This window comes from Sphingopyxis sp. LC81 (assembly GCF_000756375.1).
Classification (GTDB): domain Bacteria; phylum Pseudomonadota; class Alphaproteobacteria; order Sphingomonadales; family Sphingomonadaceae; genus Sphingopyxis.
On record NZ_JNFD01000046.1, the window covers coordinates 16193 to 40326 of the forward strand.

Consider the following 24134-nt stretch of genomic DNA (forward strand, 5'->3'; position numbering starts at 1 on the left):
CGGAGAGCGCTAGGACGAAGGCGCGGCAACGTCAACTTCGGGGTGGGCGCCATCCATCCGCGCCAGCGGATGCCGTTTGTTGACCAGTTCGACGAGGCGGCGGCTATCGACATGCGTGTAAATTTCGGTCGTCGCGATATCGGCGTGGCCGAGCATCAATTGCAGCGCGCGCAGATCGGCCCCGCCCTCGAGCAGATGCGTGGCGAACGCGTGGCGCAGCACATGCGGGCTGATCGCGGTCGGGTCGATCCCGGCGCGCGCGGCAAGGTCGCGCAGCATCTGGAACAGCCGCACGCGCGAGATGTGCGCCTTGCCCGACGGGAACAGCCAGAGCGATCCATCGGCGATGAGCGGCAGCCAGCGATCGAGCGCCGTGCGCGCCCGTTCAGACAGCGGGACCAGACGTTCCTTGTCGCCTTTCCCGCGGATGATCAGAAATTCGCGCTCGCCGGCCATCGCGCGGCGGGGCAGCGACACCAGTTCGCTGGCGCGGAGGCCCGAACCGTAGAGAAGCTCGAGCAGCAGTAGCATCCGCACCGCCGCCGCGGGCGGCGCCTCACCCGCCGCTTCCTCCTCGGCCTGGTCGAACAATCGCTCGACATGGTCATGGGTCAGGATACGCGGCAATGGCCGGCGCGTCGCGGGCCGCGCGATATCGAGCGCCGGATTGTCCGCGCGCTCGCCCTCATCGAGCAGAAAAGCGAAAAACTGGCGCAGCGCCGACAGCTTGCGCGCGGCGCTGCTTGCCGCAAGCGACTGATAATCCGCCATCAATTTGCGCAGCGCCGCCGCATCGGCGTCGGCTAGCCGGCCCTGCCCCCACTCCGCCGCCTGTTCCAGATCGCGGCGATAGGCGGCCAGCGTGTTGCGCGAGGCGCCGCGCTCGGCCGCCATCATTTCGAGGAAGCGGTCGATCAGCGCCGCGTCAGACATCGCCGATGTCCGGCAGCTTTATGGGCTCAGACACGCACCAGCGCTTCGGCCGCAATCATCCGCGCTTCGGCCGCGAGGCCCACGTCGCGCAGCGCCCGGACGATATAATAGAGATGATAGGGCGGGACTTTCGACCATTCGCCCTGCATCCCCGCCGCCGCGAGAAGTGCCACCATGCCGGGCTCGCGGCGCTCGGCGGCCGCCATGATCGCGCGCGACCAGCGCGTCTGTTTGCCCAGATCGACCTCCAGATCGTCCGCCGCCGATGCCGCCGCGCTCGCATCGAGCCGCCCGAGACCCGCGAGACCCGCGAGCAGGAATTTCGACCGCAGCGTGTCGGCGCTGTCGTCGTCGCCCGCAAACTGGCCGACCGCCCCCGCGCTCATGCCGGTAAGCGGCCGCGGCGATCCCACCGCGAGCACGCCCCATGCGCGGCTTCCGACCGATACGGTTGGGACCCACGCGATGGCATTTTCGTCATATCCGCCCGCGAGCATCGACCCCAAAAGCTGCCAGGGATCACCGCCCACTTCGGTATTCACCGGCAAGGCCGCGGCGGCGCGTGCGGTTGCGACCATCGCGGCATAGCTTTGCGCCGGCGTGCCGCCCGCGCCCCACAACTGCTGCATCGCGGCATAGCGGTCGGCGCCGGCCGCGAGGCGAAACGCACTGCGCAGCTGATCGGTCTGCGTCACGATCGCCTCGGCGGGCTCCTCTTCGCTCGCCGCGGCGCTCAGCAGCGACACATAGGCTTCGCTAGACAGCACACCGCGCGCGGCGGCTTCGGGCGCCGCGGCGATGCGGCTCGCCATGTCGGTCATCGGCGCGAGCACCGTCCAGCTCTTGATATTGGACGGCGCCGCGGTGCGCAGCGCCTCGGGCACCGGGATCGCGGTCGCGGTCGCCATGCCGAAGCGCCAGCTCGTCAGCCGGTCGATATTGTCCCACTCGATCGTCGTCGAGCGGCGGCCGGCGCCCGTCGCGCCAAGCACGCGTTCGGCCAGCAATATGTCGAAGTTCGATATCTTGCCGCTCGACCGCACGCGGCCGATCGCCCAGCCCGCGGGCCCGGCTTCGCCCGACAGCCCCGAACAGATCGCCGACGACAGGCGCCACGCCTGCTCGTCGCCATGCGCGAGGCCTGCGGGGACATAAGGACACATGCCCGCCGGATCGGCGTTGGCGAGATAGGTTTGCTGCGCCGCGGCGACGAGGCGCGGACTCGCGCGGTCATAATCGACCGACTGGACGATCCGGCGCGCTATGATCGATTCGCCCATGCGCAGCAGCAGCGCCGCGCGAGCGGCGGCGAGATCGGCGCCGTTGATCGTGTCGGGGGTGTCGATCGCCGACGCGAGCGAGCGGCGGAGCAATATCTGCCCCCAACGCGACGCGAACTGGCCGTTCGTCTTGCCCATGATCGCGGCGGCATATTGGCCGCGCACGCCGAACGCATCGGGCGCAAGCCCGCCCGATTCGGGGGTCAGCGGCCCGATACGCGTCAGCAGGCGCCGCGCGCCCGGCGGCAGGTCGTATTTGAGGCCGCCCGATTCGACTTCTTCGCCTTCCTCGGCCTCTTCACCGGTTTCGGCGGGCGCACTCGCGCTCGTGGCCCCGACGGTCGGTGCGACAGGCGGCGGAGCGGTGCCGTTGACCGGCGTCGAGCCCGGCGTCGGGGTCGCGGTCGGCGACGGCGTGGGGGTCGGCCGCGGCGCGGGCGTCTCGGCGGGGTTGCCGAAGCCTTCGGGCAGCAGCGATTCCTGCGCGAGCGCGGGCAGGACCAGCACCGCGGCGAGCGCGGTGCCCGAAAGGCCCAGCGTCAGCGAAAGCGTTTTCATCTTCATCGTGGAGCGCTTTCGGCAATCTTGTCGGTCACGTCCACCTCAATCATTCGCGGCTCGATCGGCCGGCCCAGGAACAGCAGGAACAGAAAGAACGCCGCCAGCACCAGCGCCAGCACGATCAATCGTGCGATCCAGCGGCCTTTTCCCGATCTGCCCCGAGCGCGCAATATCCAATGCCTGCCGTTCGTCTCATTTGAACCGCAGCAAAACGATTGTTCCGCGCGGTCCCTTCGGTATAGCCGCGCGCACCATGTCGCGAAACCCGAAAAGCCCGGCTTCAGCCGTCCCCGCGTCGATCCGCGACCGGTCGATCGTGCTCGTCGGGCTGATGGGGTCGGGTAAATCGACGATCGGCCGCCGCCTCGCGCAGCGGCTCGGCATGCGCTTCGCCGACGCCGACGACGAAATCGAACGCGCGGCAGGCATGACGATCTCCGATATTTTCGCGCGTTTCGGCGAGGCGCATTTTCGCGACGGCGAACGCCGCGTGATTTCGCGCCTGCTCGGCGAAAAGCCAATGGTGCTGGCGACCGGCGGCGGCGCCTTCGTCAACGAGGAAACCCGCGCGCTGATCCTCCGCGACAGTCTTTGCATATGGCTTGACGCCGATATAGCGACGCTGGTCGAACGCGTCGGCCGCCGCAGCCATCGCCCGTTGCTCAGGAACCGCGACCCCGGCGAAGTGCTCCGCGAACTGGCGGCGGTCCGCAATCCCATCTATGCCGAGGCGCATATTCGCGTCAGTTCGGCAAGCACGCCGCACGACCATACGGTGCGCGCGATCCTGGAGGCCCTGTCAAAGTGGGAAGATCCGAAATGGAAAGCCTGACCGTCGAATTGGGCAGCCGCAGCTATCCGATATTGATCGGCGACTGGCTGATCCGCGACATCGGCGATCATGTCGCGCCGCTGCTGAAACGCCCGCGCACGATGATCGTCACCGACACCCACGTCGCCGAACAATATCTGATCCCGCTCGGCACCTCGCTCGCGATGGCGAACATCTCCTTTTCCTCCTTCGTGCTCGACCCGGGCGAAGGCACGAAGAGCTGGGCGGGTCTCGCGCGCCTGACCGAATGGCTGATCGGCGAAGGCGTCGAGCGCGGCGATCATGTCATCGCGCTCGGCGGCGGCGTGATCGGCGACCTCGTCGGCTTCGCGTGCAGCATCGTCAAACGCGGCTGCAACTTCATCCAGGTGCCGACCACCTTGCTGGCGCAGGTCGACAGCAGCGTCGGCGGCAAGACCGCGATCAACGTCCCCGCGGGCAAGAATCTGATCGGCGCCTTCCACCAGCCCGCCTTGGTCGTGATCGACCCGACGACGCTCGAAACGCTGCCGCGCCGCGAACTCGGCGCCGGCTATGCCGAAGTCGTCAAATATGGCCTGATCGACGACGCCGATTTCTTCGCCTGGTGCGAGGAGCATGGCGCGGCGCTGCTCGCGGGCGACAGCGCGGCCCGTCACAAGGCGATTGCCCATAGCGTCGCCGCCAAGGCGCGCATCGTCGCCGCCGACGAGCGCGAGACGCAGGACATTCGCGCGCTGCTCAACCTCGGCCACAGCTTCGGCCACGCGCTCGAAGCCGAAACGGGCTATTCGGACCGGCTGCTCCATGGCGAAGCCGTCGCGGCGGGCATGGTCCTTGCGCACCAGTTTTCGGCCGCGAACGGCCTCTGCTCCGCGGCCGACGCCGAACGCGTGCGCGCGCATCTGGCGAGCGTCGACCTGCCGCACAGTCTTGCCAGCGCGGGCGTCAATTGTGATGGCGCGACGCTCGCGGGGCATATGGCGCACGACAAGAAGGTGCGCGGCGGCAAGCTGCCGCTGATCCTGACCCGCGGTATCGGACAGAGTTTCGTCACTGAAGACTATGGACTCGACGCCGTCGCGGCGTTTCTCGACGGTTAGGGTCAGAACTTGGGCGTCAGTTCACCGCTGACGACGCCTGCTCGCTTTCCTCGTCCTTCGGATCGTCTTTCAGCGCCTTCGCCGCCAGGCGCCGCAAACGGAATTTCTCCAGCACGCTTTCGGCCTCGCGTCCGCCGCCCGGCTTGAAGCGATGGTCCATGCCCGCCGAAATATCGCCCTCGTCGATCTGCGCCTGCAGCCGCGTCTCGTCGAGATGGCGCAACGTCGCCTCGACATCTTCCATCTCGCGCGGATCGACGTCGAGATAGCGCAGCGCGGTGAGGCCCATCGCGACCGAGCTTTCAAAAACCTCGCGAATAACCCCGTCGACCCCCGCCCCGTCGATCGCGAGCAACTGGCGGCGGTCAAAGACGCGCATCAGCACCTTCGCATTCGGAAACGCGTCGACGATCGGCTTCAACGCCGCGGCATCGACCGAGGCATCGTCGATGCAGAAGATGATCAGCCGCGCCTCGTCGGCGCCGGCGCGGCGGAGCAGGTCGACGCGCAGCCCGTCGCCGAAATAGACCTTGGTATCGAAACGGCTCGACAGCTCGATCTGGCTCGGTTTCTTGTCGATCAGCGTCACCGAACAGGCGACGCCGTGCAGCATCTGCGAGACGATCTGCCCGAACCGCCCGTAACCGACGACGATCGCGGACCCGCGCGGTGCGCCCTCTGGATCGTCGAGGTCGAACGGCTCGGCGGCGGGCGAAAACTCCAGATTGCGCGCGAAGAGCATCAGGAACGGCGTCGTCACCATCGACAGCGTCACCACCGCGCTGAACAGGCTCGCCGCTGCGGGATCGATCAGCAGCGCGTCGGCGGCCTGCGCGAACAGCAGGAAGCCGAACTCGCCGCCCTGGCTCAGCAGCAACCCGAGCCCGAGTGCCACCGGCCACGGCTTGCCGAACAATTTCACGATCAAGGTGAGGACGACGACCTTCACCGCGACGAGCCCGAGCGCGAGCGACAGGACAAGCAACGGCCGCTCGATCACCGCCCCGACGTCGAGCACCATGCCGACGGCAAGGAAGAAGAGGCCGAGCAGGATCAGGCGGAAGGGTTCGACATCCGATTCGATCTCGTGCCGATAGGGCGAGTCGGCGAGCATCACCCCCGCGATGAAGGCGCCGAGCGCGGTCGACAGGTGCAGGCTGTGCATCAGCGCCGCGCTCGCAAGGATGGTGAGCAACCCGACGACGACGAACAATTCGCGCTCACCATAACGTCCGATGATGCGGAGCAGCGGATTGACCACGAAGCGGCCCGCGAGGACGAGCACGACGATCGCCCACAAGGTGAAAAAGGCCATCTGCCACCCCGGCGGCGCCGACGGATCGGCGGGCGCGCGCGACAGCACGGCGACGATCGTGATCATCGGCACGATCGCGAGGTCCTGGAACAGCAGGATCGAGAAGGCTTTCTCGCCAAAGGGCGAATTGATCCGGCCCGAGCTCTTGAGCCCGGGCAGCACCTGTGCGGTCGACGACAGCGCGAGCGGCAGGCCGAGCGCGAGCGAGGCTGCCGGGCTGAACCCCAAGGTCAGATGGATGAGCCCGGTGAGCACGAGCCCGGTCACCACGACCTGCACCATACCGAGCCCGAAGATCGCGCGGCGCATCTGCCACAAGCGTCCCGGCGACAGTTCGAGCCCCACGAGAAAGAGCAGGAAGGCGATCCCGAGTTCGGCAAAGGCGAGCTTCGATTCGCCGCCGCCGACCAGCCCGAGCCCGTGCGGCCCGACGATCGCCCCCGCGATCAGATAACCAAGCACCGCGCCGAGGCCGAGGCGGCGAAAGATCAGCACGAACAAGGTCGCGACGCCGAGCAGGATCGCGCCTTCAACCAGCGCGGTGTCGGTTGCGGTTTCGGCCACCTTTCCGGCCGCCTCCGAGGCGGCCGCGGTGAGCGCGAGCAACGTCATGCAGCCGCCGCCCGCTCCTCAAGCGCCGCGATGGCGGCGTCGAAGGGCAGCAGGATCGCGCCGTGGCGCGCCGGATAGCCCTGCGCCGGCGCAAGCAGGTCGAACCCCGGCCAGTCGGGCTGTGCGTCCGCGCCCGCGAACCAGCTGGCGATCCCGTCGCGCGCGGCGCGCAGTTCGGTCAGGCCGAGCCCCGGCGCGTGGCGCGCAAGCAATGCCGCCGATGCCTGACCCAGCGCGCACGCCTCGACATGCATGCCGACGCGCGTCACCCGGCCCGCGTCATCGGTATCGAGATCGAGAATGATCGCGCTGCCGCACAGCGGCGCGCGCTTGCTCACGCGGTGGCGCGCGTCGGCGATCGGCAGATATTCCGCGGTCGCCACCGCCAGCGCCAATATGTCGCGATTATAGAGCGGCGCGCTCATGGCTTGTCCGCCCCGGCAGCTTCGGCCTCGAGGGCCTCGGCGCGGCGCGCGGCGATGACCTTGCTCATCGCCGCGCTCGTCGCATTGAGCGCCGGATAGGTGCGGCTGTCGGTCATCCACGCGGGGCGCTGCATAACGCCATAACCTATATCATAGAGCAAGGTGAGGAGCATGAAGCCGATCGACGCGATCAGCAGCCCTTTCACGGCGCCGAACCCCGCGCCCAGCCCGCGGTCGAACCCGCCGACCAGCGACGCGCGGCTGCGTTGCCCCATCGCGCGCGATCCCCATTTGGCGAGCGCGAACACGCCGCCGAAGAGGAGTACGAAGGCGAGTGCCGCGGCGCCGCCTTCGGTCCCGACCCAGCCCGCGAGAAGGTCGGTCACCAGCGGGTGAAAGAAACGCACCGCCGCGATCGCCAGAATCCAGGCGAGCAGCGTCGTCACCTCCTGCACGAGGCCGCGCGAAAAACCGAGCACCGCGCCGCCGCCAACCAGCACCAGCACGACGATATCCAGAGCCGTCAGACTTCCCATAGGCCGGTCGCTAGTCGCGCCCGAGCATCAGGTCAACGAGTTCGCCGAGCCGCCCGAAACCGGTGACCGAAATCCCGCCGACCGCTTTCATGCCCGTCGGCCCCCAGCCGCGCGAAAAACCGAGCTTCGCCGCTTCGCGGAGGCGCAAGCCGTCGTGCGAAACCTGCCGCACCTCGCCCGAGAGCGACAGCTCGCCGAATACGATGGCGTCGGCGGGCACCGGCCGCTCGCTGAACGCCGAGATCAGCGCCGCGGCGACCGCGAGATCGGCGGCGGGATCGGTGAGCCGATAGCCGCCCGCGATGTTGAGATAGACTTCGGCGGCGCCCATCTGGAGCCCGCAGCGCGCCTCCAGCACCGCAAGCACCATCGCAAGCCGCCCGCTGTCCCAGCCGACGACGGCCCTGCGGGGCGTCGCGCCGCTCGCGAGACGGACGGTGAGCGCCTGCACCTCGACGAGCACCGGCCGCGTTCCTTCAAGCGCGGGGAAGACGACAGACCCCGGCACATCGCGGCTGCGGTCGGTCAGAAACAGGCTCGACGGGTTGCTGACCTCGCCCAGCCCTTCCTCGCCCATCGCGAACACCCCGATCTCGTCGGTGCCGCCAAAGCGGTTTTTCACCGCGCGCAGGATGCGATATTGATGACTGCGCTCGCCCTCGAACGCCAGCACCGTGTCGACCATATGTTCGAGCACGCGCGGCCCCGCGATCGTCCCGTCCTTGGTGACATGGCCGACGAGCACGATCGCCGCATCGCTGTCCTTGGCATAGCGGATCAGTTCCTGCGCGCTCGCGCGCACCTGGCTCACCGTCCCCGGCGCGCTGTCGATCAGGTCGCTGTGCATCGTCTGGATCGAATCGATCACGACGAAATCGGCCGTCTGCTTGTCGAGCGTCGCAAGGATGTCGCGCACCGATGTCGCGCTGGCGAGCGCCACCGGCGCATCGCCCAGCCCCAGCCGCTGTGCGCGCAGCCGCACCTGCGCCGCCGCTTCCTCGCCGCTGATATACACGACCGACTTGCCCGCCTTGGCGAGCCGCCCCGCCGCCTGCAACAGCAAAGTCGACTTGCCGATCCCGGGGTCGCCGCCGATCAGCGTCGCCGACCCCGCGACGAAACCGCCGCCGAGCGCGCGATCGAACTCGGCAATCCCGCACAGCATCCGCTCGGGCATCTTGCTCTCGGCATCAAGCGTTTCGAGCGCGAGCGTGCGTCCGCCGCGGCTGAGGTCGTGCTTGGCCGAAAACACCGTTTCGGCAGCCTCCTCGACCAGCGTGTTCCACTCGCCGCAATCGGCGCATTGCCCCTGCCAGCGATAGGTGGCGGAGCCGCAATTCTGGCAGACATATTGACGTTTCGCTTTGGCCATGCGGCTCGCATAATCGGAACAAAGAACGAACGCCAGCGCTTTCATCGAAGCCGACGGTTCAGTTTTTGCCCGCGTTGCTCTAGGGCGTCGTCAAACCCGAATCACCTTCCCACAGGAAAGCCCCGCGCCATGAAATTCTTCGCCGATACCGCCGAAATCGCCGACATCCAGGAGCTCGCCGCGACCGGCCTGCTCGACGGCGTCACCACCAACCCCTCGCTGATCGCCAAGTCGGGCCGCGACTTCAAGGAAGTCACGAAGGAAATCTGCGCGCTGACCACCGGCCCCGTGTCGGCCGAGGTCGTCGCGCTCGACCATGCAACGATGATGAAAGAGGCCGAGATCCTCCGCAAGATCGCGCCGAACGTCTGCATCAAGGTGCCGCTGACGATCGACGGGCTCAAGACGTGCAAAGCGCTGACCGGCGACGGCACGATGGTCAATGTCACGCTCTGCTTCTCGGCGGCGCAGGCGCTGCTGGCCGCCAAGGCCGGCGCGACCTTCGTCTCGCCCTTCGTCGGCCGCCACGACGACAATGGGTTCGACGGGATGCAGCTGATCTCCGACATCCGTCTGATCTACGACAATTACGGCTATGAGACCGAGATCCTCGTCGCGAGCGTGCGCCACGGCATCCATGTGCTCGAAGCCGCCAAGATCGGCGCCGACGTGATGACCGCGCCGCCGTCGGTGATCAAGGGGCTGTTCAAGCATATCCTGACCGAAAAGGGCATCGAAGGCTTCCTCGCCGACTGGGCGAAGACCGGGCAGTCGATCTGATCAGCCCGAACAAGTTATGTGCCCCTGCGAAGGCAGGGGCCCATCACCCGCCGGTTCTGGATAGTGCCCACCGGAGATGGGCACCCGCCTTCGCGGGTGCGCAGCGTGTTATACAGTTGACGTAAACGTCAACCAACCGCGATACTCGCCCGAAAGGGAGAGATTCGCGATGACCGACACCACCATCCTCACCGAACGTCGCGGGCACGTGCTGCTCGTCACGATCAACCGGCCCGAAGCGCGCAACGCGGTCAACGCTGCGGTCCATATCGGCATCGGCACCGCGCTTCAAACCGCCGAAGCCGACCCCGAAATCCGCGCCGTCGTCATCACCGGCGCCGGCGACAAGAGCTTCTGCGCGGGCGCCGACCTGGTCGCACTCTCGCGCGGCGAAAGCCTCTATCCCGACGATCCGGCGCAGCAGGCGTGGGGTTTCGCGGGCATGGTGTCGCACCCAATCTCGAAACCGATCATCGCCGCGGTCAATGGCTTCGCCTTCGGTGGCGGCTGCGAGATCGCGCTGATGAGCGACATCATCATCGCCGCCGATCATGCGCAATTCGGCCTGCCCGAGGTCAAGGTCGGGCTGTTTGCCGCGGCGGGCGGCGCCTTCCGCCTCGCGCAGCAGCTCCCGAAGAAGCTCGCGATGGAATATATGCTCACCGGTGACCCGATCCCCGCCGCGCGCGCCGCCGAATTCGGGCTGGTCAATCATGTCGTGCCGCTCGCCGACCTGCTCCCCACCGCGCTCGCGCTCGCCGAAAAGATCGCCGCCAACGCGCCGCTGTCGGTGCAGGCGTCGAAGCGCGTCGCGCTCGGCATCGACGAAGGCCGCATCGCCGCCGACGCCCCCTATTGGGAACATAACACCCGCGAGCGCGGGGTGCTGATGCGCAGCGAAGACGCGCGCGAAGGCCCGCTCGCCTTCGCGCAGAAGCGCAAGCCCGAGTGGAAGGCGCGCTGATATGGCGATGACCGATCCCGAACGCATTCCCGTGATCATCGGCGTCGGGCAAGTCAACGACCGGCCCGAAGACCCCGATCAGGGGCTCGACTCGCTTGGATTGATGGTCGAGGCGCTCAAAGTGGCTGAAACCGATGCCGGCGGCGGGCTCCTCGCCGAACTCGACAGCCTCGCGATCGTCGACCAGATCAGCTTCCACAGCCTCGGCAAGCTTCCCGAACCGCTCGCTGCGGCAATCGGCGCGAACCCCAAGATCAATTACCAGTCGGCCGCGCCGCACGGCGACACGCCCGTCCGCTTACTCAACGAAGCCGCGAACCGCATCGGCGCGGGCGAGGTCAAGCTGGCCGCCATCGTCGGCGCCGAGGCGCTGCGCACCGCCGCGGGCCGTGCCGCCAAAGCCGCGAGCGGCGAGGACAAGAGCTATAACGCGATCCGCAAGGTCGCGACGCGGCGCGAACCCAATTATGCCCAGACCCACGGGCTTGCCGCGCCCGTCGATGTCTACCCGCTCTACGAAAATGCGACGCGCGCGGCGTGGGGCCAGAGCCTCGAGGACGCGCAATTCGAAAGCGCCGAAATCTGGGCGCGCTTTTCGGAGGTCGCTGCAGCGAATGAGGGCGCGTGGATCCGCAAGCCCGCGTCGCCCGAGGACATATTGCGCGTCGACGAGCGCAACCGCCCGATCTCCTTCCCCTATTCGAAGCTGATGGTCGCCAATTCGTCGGTCAATCAGGGCGCGGGCTTCATCGTCGCGAGCCTCGCCGAAGCATGGCGCCGCGGTATCGCCGAAGACCGCCTGATCCATATCGGCATGGGCGCTGCCGCAAAGGAGCCGCCAAGCATCCTTCACCGCGACCGTTACGACGGCAGCGTCAGCATGGAGACCTCGATCACGCGCACGCTCGAATTGAACGACATGGGCGCAGAAGATTTCGATTTCGTCGAGCTTTACAGCTGTTTTCCGTGCGTTCCTAAGATGGCGCGGCGCATCCTCGGCTGGCCGTGGGACCGCCCCGCGACCGTGTTCGGCGGGCTGACGTTCGGCGGCGGGCCGATCGCGAACTATATGAGCCATGCGATCGTCTCGATGGTCGAAAAGCTGCGCACCGAGGGCCGCTACGGCTTTCTCTTCGCCAACGGCGGCTTCGCGACCGACAATCATTGCATCGTTCTGGGCAACCGGCCGATTGCGGCAGCGAGCTTTCCGCAGGATTTCGACTATCAGGCCGAGGCCGAAGCGCAACGCGGGCCGGTGCCCGAGCTGGTCGAGGATTATGCGGGGCCGGCGACGATCGAGAGCTACACCGTGTTTTATGGCCGCGATGGGGCGCCGAAAGCGGGCGTTGTCGTCGCACGCACGCCCGAGAACAAGCGCACGCTGGCGCATGTGGATGTCGGCGATGCCGCGATGCTCGCATTCCTGACCGATGGGAAGCAGGAGCCGGTCGGGACGGCGGGGCAGGTCGTCGCCCTGGAAGATGGCTTCGGCTGGCGCGCGTAAGCCTCTCCCCTCCCGCAAGCGGGAGGGGACACATCAAATCTCGAACGAAACCCCCTGCGCCAGCGGCAGCACATCCGAATAATTCAACGTATTCGTCGCGCGCCGCATATAGGCCTTCCAGCTATCCGACCCGCTTTCACGCCCACCGCCGGTTTCCTTCTCGCCCCCGAACGCGCCGCCGATCTCGGCCCCCGAGGTGCCCAGATTGACGTTCGCGATCCCGCAATCGCTCGCCGCAAGAAACCGCTCGGCCTCGCGCATGTCGGTGGTGAAGATCGCCGACGACAGGCCTGCCGCGACATCGTTGTGCAGCTCGATCACCGCGTCCAGATCATAATAGCGCATGACATAGAGGATCGGCGCGAACGTCTCTTCGAGCACCGGCCCGACCTGCCCCGGCATCTCGACCAGCGCGGGCTTCACATAGAAGCTCGCGCCCTCGCCGACGCGCTCGCCGCCATGGACGACGCCGCCCACAGCGCGCGCCCTGCCCAGCGCGTCCTGCATCATCTCATGGGCCGCGCGGTCGATCAGCGGCCCGACGAGCACGTCGGCTTCGAGCGGGTTGCCGACGCCGACGCTCGTATAGGCCGCCTTCAGCTTGGCGATGAAACCGTCGTAGATATTGTCGTGCAGAAACAAGCGCCGCGTCGTCGTACAGCGTTGCCCCGCTGTCCCCATCGCCCCGAACGCCACCCCGCGCAGCGCGAGGTCGAGGTCCGCCGACGGCGCGACGATCACGCCATTGTTGCCGCCGAGTTCTAGGATCGCGCGCGCAAAACGCTGCGCGAGCCGCGGTGCGACCGCGCGGCCCATGCGCGTCGAACCGGTGGCCGAAACGAGCGCCACGCGCTTGTCGTCGACCAGCGCCTCGCCCGCCTCGCGCCCGCCGATCAAGAGTTGCGCCAGCCCCGCGGGCGCATCGCCGAACCGCGCGACCGCGCGCGCGAAAATCGCCTGCGTTGCCAAGGCGGTCAACGGCGTCTTTTCCGACGGCTTCCACACGACGCTGTTGCCGCACACCAGCGCGATCGCCGCATTCCATGCCCACACCGCGACAGGGAAGTTGAATGCCGAGATCACCCCGACGACCCCCAGCGGATGCCACACCTCCATCATCCGGTGCCCCGGTCGCTCGGTCGCGATCGTCAGGCCATATAATTGCCGCGACAGCCCGACCGCGAAGTCGCAGATGTCGATCATTTCCTGCACTTCGCCCGCGCCCTCGGACGGGATCTTGCCCGCCTCGATCGTCACCAGCTTGGCCAGATCGTCCTTTGCCGCGCGCAATTCCTCGCCCCACAAACGGACAAGTTCGCCGCGGCGCGGCGCCGGGACATTCCGCCATGCACGGAACGCCGCGCTCGCTTTGTCGAGCGTCTCATCGATCGCCGCGGCATCGACGACCTGCGCCATCCCGAGCTGCTCGCCCGTCAACGGCGTCACCGATGGCATCGACCCGTCGGCCCATAGCGCGCGGTCGACGCCCAGCCTGTCGAGGAGTGCCCCTGTCTCCTGGCCCAGTCGCAGCATATAAAGTCCCTTCATCAGCGCGCGAGCGCCTTGCAGTTTGCGGCTCGCGGGTTATCGCTTCGCGCGAACAAAGCAAACCCAATAGGGAGAGTCGCCCGTGTCGTCCGAACTGCACCCCTCCGAACCCTTCGTTCCCGTCCCCGCCGACGCGGCTGCCAACACGCATTGCACCGCCGCCGACTACGACCGGCTCTATGCGCAGAGCATCGCCGACCCCGATGCCTTTTGGGCCGAACAGGCGAAGCGCATCGACTGGATCACGCCGCCGACGAAGATCGCGGGCTGGTCCTTCGACCCGGTCGAGATCAAATGGTATGAAGACGGCGTCCTCAACCTCTGCCACAACGCCGTCGACCGCCATGTCGCCGCCGGTCACGGCGACCGCATCGCAATCATCTTCGAACCCGACGCCCCCGACGGCGAAACGCGCCATATCAGCTATGCGGCGCTGCTCGCCGACGTCATCCGCTTCGCGAACACGCTGAAGAAGATGGGCGTCCAAAAGGGCGACCGCGTCACCATCTATATGCCGATGATCCCCGAGGGCGCGGTCGCGATGCTCGCCTGCGCGCGCATCGGCGCGGTCCACAGCGTCGATTTCGGCGGCTTCTCGCCCGAGGCGATCCATGGCCGCATCGAGGATTGCGCGAGCGACTGGGTGATCTGCGCCGACGAAGGGCTGCGCGGCGGCAAGGTGGTTCCGCTCAAGGCCAATGTCGACAAGGCGCTCGAGCGCGTCGATGTGAAGGCGGTGCTCGTCATCGCGCACACCGGCGGCGACGTCGCGATGAAGGAAGGCCGCGACCATTGGTACGACGCGCTCTCGGCCGACGTCGGCGCCGACTGTCCGTGCGAGCCGATGGGTGCCGAAGACCCGCTGTTCATCCTCTACACTTCGGGATCGACGGGCAAACCCAAGGGCGTGCTCCACACCGTCGGCGGCTACAGCGTGTGGACCGCGAGCACCTTCTATTATGGCTTCGACTACCGCCCCGGCGAAATCTTCTGGTGCAGCGCCGACATCGGCTGGGTCACCGGGCACAGCTACGTCGTCTACGGCCCGCTCCAGAATGGCGCGACGACTTTGATGTTCGAGGGCGTGCCCAATTATCCCGGCCACGACCGTTTCTGGCAGGTCGTCGACAAGCATCGGGTCAACATTCTCTACACCGCCCCGACGGCGATCCGCGCGTTGATGCGCGAAGGCGACGATTATGTGACGCGGCACGACCTGTCCTCGCTCCGCCTGCTCGGCAGCGTCGGCGAGCCGATCAATCCCGAGGCGTGGCGTTGGTATCATCAGGTTGTCGGCAAGGACCGCGTTCCCGTCGTCGACACCTGGTGGCAAACCGAAACCGGCGGCATCATGATCACCACCCTCCCCGGCGCGCATCCGATGCAGCCGGGCAGCGCGGGCCGCCCCTTCTTTGGCATCCGACCGCAACTGGTGGACGCCGAGGGCGGCGTTCTCGTCGACGAACAGACCGGCGGCGCGGCCGAGGGCAATCTTTGCATCACGCACAGCTGGCCGGGACAGGCGCGGACGATTTATGGCGACCATAAGCGCTTCGCCGAAACCTATTTCTCGACCTACAGGGGCAAATATTTCACCGGCGACGGCTGCCGCCGCGATGCTGACGGCTATTGGCGGATCACCGGCCGGGTCGACGATGTGATCAACGTGTCGGGGCACCGCATGGGCACCGCCGAAGTCGAAAGCGCGCTCGTCCTCCACGACCTCGTCGCCGAGGCCGCGGTCGTTGGTTTTCCGCACGACATCAAGGGTCAGGGCATCTACGCCTATGTGACGCTCAACGCCGGGGTCGAGCCGACCGATGAAATCGCCGCCGCGCTCAAACAGCAGGTCCGCACCGAAATCGGCCCGATCGCAACCCCCGACCATATCCATCTGACGCCCGGGCTGCCCAAGACGCGCTCGGGCAAGATCATGCGCCGCATCCTGCGCAAGATCGCCGAGAATGATTTCGGGTCGCTGGGGGACACATCGACGCTCGCCGATCCGAGTTTGGTCGACGGGCTGATTGAGGGACGGAAGAATAAATAGCCGGCGGCGTTCCCCGGCGAAAGCCGGGGCCCACGCGATCGCGCGCTCCGCAGTCTGGACCCCGGCTTTCGCCGGGGAACAACTATTTCGCCAGCGCCCCGCACAGACCGTCGGTCGCCAGCGCGATACGCGATTCCGCCGTTTCGCGATTGGCCGCGCTATTCTCGACACCGCGCGTTTCGGTGTTGAACGCCAGCAGGCTGCCGATGCGCTGATCGGGACAGAGGCTCAGATAGGCGCGAAAGCCGTTCTGGTCGCCATTATGCCCCACGAACCGCACCCCCGCGCTGCGGTCGATGAAGAAGGACAGGCCGCTCTGCGTCGTCTTCGCCATGCGCCCCTGCGTGAAATCCTCGCCCGCCGCGATTTGCGGCGCCCACATTTCCTCGAGAGAAGACCGCTTCAGCACCAGATCATAGTCGGACTGGCGCGCCGGATCGCCGAGCAGGAACGCCGCATATTTCGTCATATCGGGCATCGGCGCGTTGAGCCCGCCGTTCGACACCGTCACTCCGGTATCGACATCGAACGGCGCCGCGACCCGCCGGCCATTGCGGATATAATAGCTGTGCGACCGATGCGGCAGCAGATGCGGCGGCGTGCGGTCGAAATAGCTGGCGTGCATGCCCAGCGGCTTCAGGATGTTCTTGTCGACATAGACTTCATAATCCTCACCCGACAGGCGCTCGATGACCTGCCCCAGATAGACGATGCCGGGGTTCGAATAGCCGAAGCGCGTGCCGGGTTTGAACTCGACCTGCGTATACGGCAGCATCGCCACGAGCTGCGCCCAGCCCTTCGGCTCGAACGGCTGCCAGTCATGATTGCGCCACGGCCAGGTGCCGCTTCGAAACCCCGCGCTGTGGCTCATCAACTGGCGCAGGGTGATCGCGCCCGTGTCGCCATAGGGATTATGCACAGCGGCGAGTTCGGGCACATAACGCACGATCGGATCGTCGAGCGAAAGCAGCCCGCGATCGCGGAGCTGCATGATCGCGATCCCCGTCATCGTCTTGGTGATCGACGCCCAATGATAGATGGTGTCGGCATCGACGGGGACATGCGCGTCGGCGTCCTGCTCGCCCAGATGGTCGGCTACGACGGTCCGGCCGTCACGTACGACGTAGAAACTGCTCCCCGCGATCTTCGCCCGGCCGGTTTCGCTCCGATGCAGCTCGCGAAAATCGCTGAGTGCCGCGTCAAAGCGCGTCTCTTTGGCCGCCGCCGGATTGGCTATCAGAACAAGTGCGGCAGCAATCCAGCGCGACATGGCGATCCCCTGTGCATTCACGACGGGGCCACGGTGGCCGAAGGCGGTCAGAAATGGAAGTCGGGAAGCTCCGCGAGCGCGATGCCCAATGCCTCGGCCCAGCCGTCGGCGACGCTTTCGAAATAGGGGTCGTTGCGCTCGAACCGCCGTTCGCGCACCGTGGCAAAATCGTCGCGCTCATGGACGCGAAGGTCGATCGGCAAGTCGACACCGGCATTGGCGCGGATCGTCGAATCGAACGAGACGCAAAGCAGCTTCACCGAATCCTCGAACGACATCGCCGGGTCATAGGATCGCACGATGATCGGCCGCCCATATTTGGTCTCGCCGATCTGGAAGAAGGGATTGTCCTCGCCCGCCTCGATGAAATTGCCTTCGGGATAGATGAGGAACAGCCGCGGTTCGGACCCCTTGATCTGCCCGCCGACGATCAGCGAGGCGCGGAACAGCGATTCCGCTGCAGGCCCTTCGTCGCTGTGGCGCATCACGATATTGCGCAGCGTCTCGCCGACGATCGTCGCGACCGCGAACATCGACGGCGCCGCGAGGATCGAAGGTTGGCGTTCCTCGGGGGCCTTGGTGCGCTCGTCGAGCAGGCTCACCACGGCCTGCGTCGTCGCCAGATTACCCGCCGACATCAATGTGATCACCCGCTCGCCGGGCACGTGCCAGCTGCGCATCTTGCGGACCTGCGAAATGTCGTCGACGCCCGCGTTGGTGCGGGTGTCCGACATGAACACCAGCCCTTTGTTCAAACGCATGCCAACGCAATAGGTCATCGAATCCCGTTTCCCCGCCCGGAAAGTCCCGATCGTCCAGCCCGCTTATTGCTGGACCTGCAATTGAACAACCAGATTTTCCTGCGCCGCACCATAGCGCATGCCGCGAACCGGGGCAGCGTCGCGATAATCGAGCCCCGTCGCGACGCGAATGTAACGCTGGTCGGGCGAATGGCCGTTGCTGACATCGAAGCCGATCCAGCCGATATGGTCGAAATGCGCCTCGGCCCATGCGTGCGTGGCATCCTGATGCGTGCGGTCGTTCATCATCAGATAGCCCGAGACATAGCGCGCCGGATGGCCGAGGTGGCGCATCGCGGCGATGAAGATATGCGCATGGTCCTGGCACACCCCGCCCTCGCTGCCGAGCGCCTGTTCGGCGGTCGTCTCGGCATCGGTAAAGCCGATCCGGTACGCCAGCCGGTCGACGATCAGCGCCGACAGCGCGTGCGCGCGCTCGATATCGTTGCTATAGTCGCGGCCGAGTGTCGCAGTCAGCGCGCGGACGTGCCGCCCCGCGCGCGTCAGCGGCGTCGGACGCAAAAAGGTCCAGAGCGGCATCGCGCCGCGATGCTCCCCGATCACGCCGTCCCAGGTCTCGAGCTCGACCTCGCCATGACAGCGGACCACGAGCTCGCTCGATCCGCCATGGACCGCGATCAGGTCGACGCCATTGCCATGATGATCGGTGTAGTGAAGCTGCTGCGCGCCACCCTCGACCTCGATCGTCCAGCCGTGGACACGCTGCTGCCCCGGCCGGTCCTTCGGCGTCAGTTTCAGCTGCTGCAGCGCATAGCTGACCGGCGCATCATACTGGTAACGGGTGGTGTGTTCGACGCGCAGTTTCATTCCACAAACCTGTAATCGCGCTCGATCTGGCGCGCGAGCGCCGCATTGGCGCGAAGGAATCCGGTCACATATTGGTGCAGACCGCCGTCGAAGATCGACTGGATCGGCCCGGCGAGCGTTTCGTGGGCGAGCGCATGCGCCAGCCGCCACGCTTCGGTTTCCTCGCCATAATGCCGCTGCAACTGCGCCAGATGATCCTCCATCCGCTCGCCGCAAAAGGCGAGGCTGCGCGGCATCTGGCGGTAGAGGATCAGGAATTCGGCAATCTTGAGCGCGCTGATCTCGGCCCCGTACAGCCAGCGATAGGCGCGATGCGCCGACACCGACCGCAGGATCGTCTCCCATTGCACATTGTCGATCGAGCTGCCGATATGCGCGACCGAGGGCAGCAGCAGATAATATTTGACGTCGAGGATGCGCGCGGTGTTGTCGGCGCGCTCCAGAAACGTGCCGAGCAGCGCGAAATGATAGCCGTCGTTGCGCAGCATCGTGCCATTCAATGCCCCGCGAACATGCGCGCTCTGCTGGCGGATCGTCGTCAGCACATCGGGCAAATCATCCTCGCGCACGGGCCGCTTCAGCAGCGCGACGAGCGTCATCCAGCTCGTATTGACCGCCTCCCACGTCTCGCGGGTCAGCGCGGTGCGCGCGGTGCGGGCATTGTCGCGCGCCTGTCTGATCACCGACATGATGCTCGACGGGTTCGCGGGATCGCGAAGCAGGAAGTCGATCACCCGCGCCGAGCTGTAATCGCCGTGCGCCGCCTGGAACGCCTGGTTGACCCCCGCGGTCACCAGCACCGACTTCCATTCGGCGGCCGCGGTCGACGAGCGCGTCAGCGCGATGCGGAACCCCGCGTCGATCAGGCGCGCATTATTCTCGCTGCGCTCGAGGTAGCGCGCCATCCAGAAGAGCGAGCCTGCGGTCTTGCCCAGCATCAGTCTTCCAATACCCAAGTGTCTTTGGTGCCGCCGCCCTGGCTCGAATTCACCACCAGCGATCCCTTGGTCATCGCGACGCGCGTCAACCCGCCCGGCGTGATTGTGATCCCCTGCGGTGACATCAACACGAAGGGGCGGAGATCAACATGGCGCGGCGCGAGGCCCTTTTTCGTAAAGATCGGCACGGTCGAGAGCGACAGCGTCGGCTGCGCGATATAATTGCCCGGGTTCGCCTCCAGCTTGGCGCGGAAAGCCGCGATTTCCTTCTTGCTCGCGGCGGGGCCGACCAGCATCCCATAACCGCCCGACCCGTGGACCTCTTTCACCACCAGTTCGGGAAGCCGGTCGAGCACTTCGCGCAGATGCTCGGGGTCCGAACAGCGCCACGTCGGCACATTGGGCAGCAGCGCCTTTTCGCCCGTATAGAATTCGATGATGTCGGGCATATAGCTGTACAGCGCCTTGTCGTCGGCGATGCCGGTGCCCGGCGCGTTGGCGATCGTGATGCGCCCGGCGCGATACACGTCCCAGATGCCGGGCACGCCGAGCAGCGAGTCAGGGCGGAAATTCAGCGGATCGAGGAAATCATCGTCGACGCGGCGATAGATCACGTCGATCGCCTTATATCCTTGGGTGGTGCGCATCGCGACGCGCCCGTCGATAACGCGCAGGTCGTGCCCCTCGACCAGTTCGGCGCCCATATGGTCGGCAAGGAAGCTGTGCTCATAATAAGCGCTGTTGTGGATCCCCGGCGTCAGCACCGCGACCGTCGGCGTACCGCCGCATGCGGGCGGTGCGCACGCGGCGAGCGATTTCAATAGGTTGATCGGATAGTCGCTGACCTCGCGCACCGGCACTTTCGCGAACAGCTCGGGAAACATCTGGAGCATCGTTTCGCGGTTTTCGAGCATGTACGACACACCCGACGGCGTGCGCGCATTATCCTCGAGCACATAGAATTCGTCGGCGCCGGTGCGCACGATGTCGGTGCCGCTGATATGCGTATAGATGCCGCCCGGCGGATCGAGCCCCATCATCATCGGCAGGAAAGCTTCGTTCCCGGCGATTAACTCGACCGGGACGCGCCCCGCGCGCAAAATCTCCTGCCGATGATAGATGTCGTGGAGGAAAGCGTTGAGCGCGCGCACGCGCTGCTCGATCCCGCGCGACAGGCGGCGCCATTCGCTGGCGGAGATGATGCGCGGCACGACGTCGAACGGGATCAGCCGCTCGTCGCCGTCGGCGGCGCCATAGACGTTGAAGGTGATCCCGGTGGTGCGGAACAATGCCTCGGCCTGCTGCGCCTTGCGCTGGATGCGCGCCGCATCCTCGGCCTCGAACCACCCGCAATATTCGCGATAGGGCGACCGGGTTCCGCCCTCCTGGCTCGTCATTTCGTCGAAAAAGGAAATGCGCCTGCCCTTTCCACGCAACATGCCGTCATCCGCCGCGCGCGAGCGCAGCACACCCATGTTCCTGCTGCTGCGTTGCCTGACGGCTACGTGGCCACCGGGCTTGTGAGGGCAATGCTAATCGCGCCCGCGAGCCTTGGCAAGCGGGCGCATCGTGTCGATTGATACGGTAACATCAAGGGGTTGGCTTACCTTTCCTTCGTCATGCCGGACTTGATCCGGCATCCATCCTCGCGGGGAAGGCATGGACCCCGGATCAAGTCCGGGGCGACGAATGGAAAAGCTATAGGCCGTCGGCGTCAGATCGCGCCGTGGCAGTGCTTATACTTGCGGCCCGAACCGCAAGGGCACGGCGCGTTGCGGCTGATGTCGAGCGCCGCATAGGGATTTTCGCCTTCGGGCAGATCGGGACGCGGTGACTGCATCGGGGGCAGCGTGTTCGCGATCACGCCCAGCTGGCCGTCGTCGAGATCGGCGCTGTTGTCCTCGCCCGTGAAGGGGTCGATGTGCGTCGTCAGGAAATCGGGCAGGTCGGGCAGCGGCAGCGCCTCGGGCTCTTCGAAGCGGAGATCAATGCGCGCCACGGTGCGCGTCACATCCTCGCGGATATTCTGCAGCATGCGTTCGAACAGCGCGAAGGCTTCCTGCTTATATTCGTTGATCGGCTGCTTTTGCGCATAGGCGCGCAGGAAGACGACCTGGCGCAGCGCGTCGAGCGTCGAGAGATGCTCTTTCCAATGATGGTCGAGCGTCTGGAGCAGCACCGATTTCTCGATGCCCTTCCATGTTTCCTCGTCGACGAGCGCGGCCTTTTCGGCCGCGACGGCGTCGGCCGCCGCCTGAATGCGTTCCTCGAAGATTTCGGCGTCGACCGCGTCTTCCTGCATCCACGCATCGATCGGCGGCGAAAGATCGAGGATATTCTCCACCCGCTCCTTCATCGCCTCGACGTTCCACTGTTCGGGATAGCTGCCCGGAGGGCACGCGTCGGCAACGATCGAATTGACCGTCTCGGCGCGCATCGCGGTCATCACCTCGTCGACGGTCTCGCTGTCGATGATCTCGCCGCGCTGTTCATAGATGACCTTGCGCTGGTCGTTCATGACGTTGTCATATTCGACGACCTGCTTGCGGATGTCGTAGTTGCGCGCTTCGACCTTCTTCTGCGCGGTCTCGATCGCCTTCGACAGCCACTTCGACCCGATCGCCTCGCCATCCTCCAGATTCTTGTTCATCATCTTGGAGAACAAGGTGTCGGGGCCGAAGATGCGCAGCAGGTCATCGTCGAGGCAGAGGTAGAATTTTGACAGGCCCGGGTCGCCCTGACGCCCCGAACGGCCGCGCAGCTGGTTGTCGATGCGGCGGCTTTCGTGACGCTCGGTTGCGAGCACGAACAGCCCGCCCGCCGCCTTCACCGCTTCGCGCTCGGCGGCAACCTCTTCGCGGATGCGAGCGATCGCAGCGTCGCGCTCGGCGCCCTCGGGCAGGTCCTTCAGCTCGTCGTCGATGCGGAATTCTTCGTTACCGCCCAGTTTGATGTCGGTGCCGCGGCCCGCCATGTTCGTCGCGATCGTGACCGCGCCGGTGCGGCCCGCCTGAGCGACAATATGCGCTTCGCTTTCGTGGAAACGCGCGTTGAGCACGCTGTGCGGCACGCCGTCCTTTTCGAGGAAGGACGACAGCAGCTCGGACTTTTCGATCGACACGGTGCCGACGAGCACCGGCTGGCCGCGCTCGTTCGCCTCGCGGATCGTCTTGGCGATCGCACCGAACTTGTCGGTGATATTCTTGTAGAATTCATCCTCGTCGTCGACGCGCGCGATCGGACGGTTGGTCGGGATGTTGACGACATTCATCTTGTAGATGTCGAAGAATTCGGCGGCTTCGGTCGCCGCGGTGCCGGTCATCCCCGAAAGCTTCGGGTACATGCGGAAATAATTCTGGAAGGTGATCGACGCGAGGGTCTGGTTCTCGGGCTCGATCTGGACGCCTTCCTTCGCCTCGACCGCCTGGTGCAGGCCGTCGGACCAGCGGCGCCCGTCCATCATGCGGCCGGTGAATTCGTCGATGATGACGACCTTGCCGTCCTTGACGATATAGTCGGTGTCGATGCGGAACATCTGGATCGCCTTCAACGCCTGATTGACGTGATGCACGACCTGCGTGTTCTCGATGTCGTAAAGGTTGTTGCCCTGCAACAGGCCGGCGGCTTCGAGCAGCCGCTCGACATGCTCGGTGCCGTCCTCGGTCAGGTTGATCGACTTGGACTTTTCGTCCTTTTCATAATCATCCTCGGTCAGGTTGAGCACGACCTCGTTCACCCGGATATAAAGTTCGGACTTGTCGTCGGTCGGGCCCGAGATGATCAGCGGCGTGCGCGCTTCGTCGATCAGGATCGAATCGACCTCGTCGACGATGCCGAAATTGAAGGTGCGGTGGACCATCTGCTGGCGGTCGAACTTCATATTGTCGCGGAGGTAATCGAACCCCAGCTCGTTGTTCGTCGCATAGGTGATGTCGCTGTTATAGGCGTCGCGGCGCTGCGTCTCGTTGAGGTTCGGGACGATGATCCCGGTCGTCAGGCCCAGGAAGCCATAGACGGTGCCCATCCATTCGGCGTCGCGCGTCGCGAGATAGTCGTTGACGGTGACGACATGCACGCCCTTGCCTTCGAGCGCGTTGAGGTAGCAGGGCAAGGTCGCCATCAGCGTCTTGCCTTCACCCGTTGCCATCTCCGCGATCTCGCCGCGGTGGAGCACGACGCCGCCGACCATCTGCACGTCGAAATGGCGCATGCCGAGCGTGCGGACCGCGGCCTCGCGCACTGTGGCAAAGGCTTCGGGCAGGATGTCGTCGAGCGTCTCGCCGGCGGTCAGACGGTCACGGAACGCCTGTGTTTGCGCCTGCAGTCCGGCGTCATCGAGCGCCTGCATCGCGGGCTCAAACGCATTGATTTTGTCGACGATCTTGCGGATCGAGGCGACATAACGGTCGTTGGACGAGCCGAACAGGCTCTTGGCTAGGCCAGAAAACATGGATTTTCCTTGGAATTAGAATGAATTGGCGGCGCTTCGACCGCATGAACATAT

General features: G+C 65.8%; 20 protein-coding genes. 6 read left to right on the forward strand and 14 right to left on the reverse strand.

Annotated features, from left to right (window positions below; all coding sequences use genetic code 11):
* Positions 1–9: 9 nt before the first annotated feature.
* Genes FG91_RS19265 through FG91_RS22520 form a run of 3 tightly spaced genes read right to left on the reverse strand, consistent with a single transcriptional unit; the run spans position 10 to position 2899 of the window.
* The gene (locus tag FG91_RS19265; protein WP_037518381.1) at positions 10–933 is read right to left on the reverse strand and encodes a tyrosine recombinase; all 924 of its coding nucleotides are present in this window, start codon (positions 931–933) and stop codon (positions 10–12) included.
* A gap of 26 nt (positions 934–959) precedes the next feature.
* Positions 960–2777, reverse strand: coding sequence for a hypothetical protein (locus tag FG91_RS19270; RefSeq protein WP_052187934.1), 1818 nt, complete (start codon positions 2775–2777; stop codon positions 960–962).
* Complete coding sequence (locus tag FG91_RS22520) at positions 2774–2899, reverse strand: hypothetical protein (RefSeq protein WP_268746392.1); 126 nt, start codon at positions 2897–2899, stop codon at positions 2774–2776. The genes FG91_RS19270 and FG91_RS22520 overlap by 4 nt, the downstream gene beginning before the upstream one ends.
* A gap of 128 nt (positions 2900–3027) precedes the next feature.
* Between FG91_RS22520 and FG91_RS19275 the strand changes: the two genes are divergently transcribed.
* Both FG91_RS19275 and aroB read left to right on the forward strand, forming a co-directional pair.
* Positions 3028–3606 (forward strand): shikimate kinase, encoded by a 579-nt coding sequence (locus tag FG91_RS19275; protein WP_037518542.1) that lies wholly within the window; start codon positions 3028–3030, stop codon positions 3604–3606.
* On the forward strand, positions 3594–4688 hold the full coding sequence (gene aroB / locus FG91_RS19280; protein WP_037518382.1) for a 3-dehydroquinate synthase: 1095 nt from the start codon (positions 3594–3596) through the stop codon (positions 4686–4688). The genes FG91_RS19275 and aroB overlap by 13 nt, the downstream gene beginning before the upstream one ends.
* Before the next feature lie 16 nt (positions 4689–4704).
* On the opposite strand, the gene FG91_RS19285 is transcribed toward aroB, so the two are convergent.
* The 4 genes from FG91_RS19285 to radA are packed head-to-tail and all read right to left on the reverse strand — an operon-like array spanning position 4705 to position 8948.
* Positions 4705–6615, reverse strand: a complete 1911-nt coding sequence (locus FG91_RS19285; protein WP_052187935.1) for a cation:proton antiporter domain-containing protein — start codon at positions 6613–6615, stop codon at positions 4705–4707.
* Entirely contained in the window at positions 6612–7040 is a 429-nt protein-coding gene (locus tag FG91_RS19290) for an iron-sulfur cluster assembly scaffold protein (protein ID WP_037518383.1), read from the reverse strand. Before FG91_RS19290 ends, FG91_RS19285 begins: the two co-directional genes overlap by 4 nt.
* Positions 7037–7576, reverse strand: coding sequence for a CvpA family protein (locus FG91_RS19295; RefSeq protein ID WP_081940689.1), 540 nt, complete (start codon positions 7574–7576; stop codon positions 7037–7039). The genes FG91_RS19290 and FG91_RS19295 overlap by 4 nt, the downstream gene beginning before the upstream one ends.
* A gap of 10 nt (positions 7577–7586) precedes the next feature.
* Positions 7587–8948 carry a DNA repair protein RadA gene (gene radA, locus FG91_RS19300; RefSeq protein ID WP_037518547.1) on the reverse strand — a complete coding sequence of 454 codons (1362 nt, stop codon included), beginning with the start codon at positions 8946–8948 and terminating at the stop codon, positions 7587–7589.
* 129 nt (positions 8949–9077) lie between these two features.
* On the opposite strand from radA, the gene fsa reads away from it, so the two are divergent.
* From fsa to FG91_RS19315, 3 genes are all read left to right on the forward strand, one after another.
* A complete protein-coding gene (gene fsa, locus FG91_RS19305; protein WP_037518386.1) occupies positions 9078–9728 on the forward strand; it encodes a fructose-6-phosphate aldolase in 651 nt (216 codons plus the stop codon).
* A 169-nt stretch (positions 9729–9897) separates the two neighbouring features.
* Positions 9898–10692 carry an enoyl-CoA hydratase-related protein gene (locus FG91_RS19310; RefSeq protein WP_037518387.1) on the forward strand — a complete coding sequence of 265 codons (795 nt, stop codon included), beginning with the start codon at positions 9898–9900 and terminating at the stop codon, positions 10690–10692.
* 1 nt (position 10693) lies between these two features.
* A complete protein-coding gene (locus FG91_RS19315) occupies positions 10694–12196 on the forward strand; it encodes an acetyl-CoA acetyltransferase (RefSeq protein WP_037518390.1) in 1503 nt (500 codons plus the stop codon).
* Positions 12197–12229: 33 nt separating this feature from the next.
* Here the strand turns inward: FG91_RS19315 and amaB are convergent, their stop codons facing one another.
* Positions 12230–13744 (reverse strand): L-piperidine-6-carboxylate dehydrogenase, encoded by a 1515-nt coding sequence (amaB, locus tag FG91_RS19320; protein WP_037518393.1) that lies wholly within the window; start codon positions 13742–13744, stop codon positions 12230–12232.
* An 82-nt stretch (positions 13745–13826) separates the two neighbouring features.
* On the opposite strand from amaB, the gene acs reads away from it, so the two are divergent.
* Entirely contained in the window at positions 13827–15794 is a 1968-nt protein-coding gene (gene acs, locus FG91_RS19325) for an acetate--CoA ligase (protein ID WP_235212106.1), read from the forward strand.
* Positions 15795–15876: 82 nt separating this feature from the next.
* On the opposite strand, the gene FG91_RS19330 is transcribed toward acs, so the two are convergent.
* From FG91_RS19330 to secA, 6 genes are all read right to left on the reverse strand, one after another.
* Positions 15877–17064, reverse strand: coding sequence for a serine hydrolase domain-containing protein (locus FG91_RS19330; RefSeq protein ID WP_152568186.1), 1188 nt, complete (start codon positions 17062–17064; stop codon positions 15877–15879).
* Positions 17065–17111: 47 nt separating this feature from the next.
* Positions 17112–17843: a peptidase gene (locus tag FG91_RS19335; protein WP_037518395.1), complete on the reverse strand. Its 732-nt coding sequence runs from the start codon at positions 17841–17843 to the stop codon at positions 17112–17114.
* A 45-nt stretch (positions 17844–17888) separates the two neighbouring features.
* Positions 17889–18692, reverse strand: a complete 804-nt coding sequence (locus FG91_RS19340) for a transglutaminase family protein (protein ID WP_037518397.1) — start codon at positions 18690–18692, stop codon at positions 17889–17891.
* Positions 18689–19630: an alpha-E domain-containing protein gene (locus tag FG91_RS19345; protein ID WP_037518400.1), complete on the reverse strand. Its 942-nt coding sequence runs from the start codon at positions 19628–19630 to the stop codon at positions 18689–18691. Before FG91_RS19345 ends, FG91_RS19340 begins: the two co-directional genes overlap by 4 nt.
* Entirely contained in the window at positions 19630–21069 is a 1440-nt protein-coding gene (locus FG91_RS19350) for a circularly permuted type 2 ATP-grasp protein (protein ID WP_037518555.1), read from the reverse strand. The genes FG91_RS19345 and FG91_RS19350 overlap by 1 nt, the downstream gene beginning before the upstream one ends.
* 275 nt (positions 21070–21344) lie before the next feature.
* Complete coding sequence (gene secA / locus FG91_RS19355) at positions 21345–24080, reverse strand: preprotein translocase subunit SecA (RefSeq protein WP_037518402.1); 2736 nt, start codon at positions 24078–24080, stop codon at positions 21345–21347.
* Positions 24081–24134: the final 54 nt, after the last annotated feature.

What these genes read in the sequence shown, in the direction of transcription:
- amaB (WP_037518393.1), bottom strand. Translation starts at nt 13,744, where the DNA reads ATGAAGGGACTTTATATGCTGCGACTGGGCCAGGAGACAGGGGCACTC.
- secA (WP_037518402.1), bottom strand. Translation starts at nt 24,080, where the DNA reads ATGTTTTCTGGCCTAGCCAAGAGCCTGTTCGGCTCGTCCAACGACCGT.
- FG91_RS19345 (WP_037518400.1), bottom strand. Translation starts at nt 19,630, where the DNA reads ATGCTGGGCAAGACCGCAGGCTCGCTCTTCTGGATGGCGCGCTACCTC.
- FG91_RS19330 (WP_152568186.1), bottom strand. Translation starts at nt 17,064, where the DNA reads ATGTCGCGCTGGATTGCTGCCGCACTTGTTCTGATAGCCAATCCGGCG.
- FG91_RS19340 (WP_037518397.1), bottom strand. Translation starts at nt 18,692, where the DNA reads ATGAAACTGCGCGTCGAACACACCACCCGTTACCAGTATGATGCGCCG.
- FG91_RS19270 (WP_052187934.1), bottom strand. Translation starts at nt 2,777, where the DNA reads ATGAAGATGAAAACGCTTTCGCTGACGCTGGGCCTTTCGGGCACCGCG.
- FG91_RS19295 (WP_081940689.1), bottom strand. Translation starts at nt 7,576, where the DNA reads ATGGGAAGTCTGACGGCTCTGGATATCGTCGTGCTGGTGCTGGTTGGC.
- radA (WP_037518547.1), bottom strand. Translation starts at nt 8,948, where the DNA reads ATGGCCAAAGCGAAACGTCAATATGTCTGCCAGAATTGCGGCTCCGCC.
- FG91_RS19315 (WP_037518390.1), top strand. Translation starts at nt 10,694, where the DNA reads ATGGCGATGACCGATCCCGAACGCATTCCCGTGATCATCGGCGTCGGG.
- aroB (WP_037518382.1), top strand. Translation starts at nt 3,594, where the DNA reads ATGGAAAGCCTGACCGTCGAATTGGGCAGCCGCAGCTATCCGATATTG.
- FG91_RS19350 (WP_037518555.1), bottom strand. Translation starts at nt 21,069, where the DNA reads ATGTTGCGTGGAAAGGGCAGGCGCATTTCCTTTTTCGACGAAATGACG.
- FG91_RS19275 (WP_037518542.1), top strand. Translation starts at nt 3,028, where the DNA reads ATGTCGCGAAACCCGAAAAGCCCGGCTTCAGCCGTCCCCGCGTCGATC.
- FG91_RS19265 (WP_037518381.1), bottom strand. Translation starts at nt 933, where the DNA reads ATGTCTGACGCGGCGCTGATCGACCGCTTCCTCGAAATGATGGCGGCC.
- FG91_RS19285 (WP_052187935.1), bottom strand. Translation starts at nt 6,615, where the DNA reads ATGACGTTGCTCGCGCTCACCGCGGCCGCCTCGGAGGCGGCCGGAAAG.
- FG91_RS19335 (WP_037518395.1), bottom strand. Translation starts at nt 17,843, where the DNA reads ATGACCTATTGCGTTGGCATGCGTTTGAACAAAGGGCTGGTGTTCATG.
- FG91_RS19290 (WP_037518383.1), bottom strand. Translation starts at nt 7,040, where the DNA reads ATGAGCGCGCCGCTCTATAATCGCGACATATTGGCGCTGGCGGTGGCG.
- fsa (WP_037518386.1), top strand. Translation starts at nt 9,078, where the DNA reads ATGAAATTCTTCGCCGATACCGCCGAAATCGCCGACATCCAGGAGCTC.
- FG91_RS19310 (WP_037518387.1), top strand. Translation starts at nt 9,898, where the DNA reads ATGACCGACACCACCATCCTCACCGAACGTCGCGGGCACGTGCTGCTC.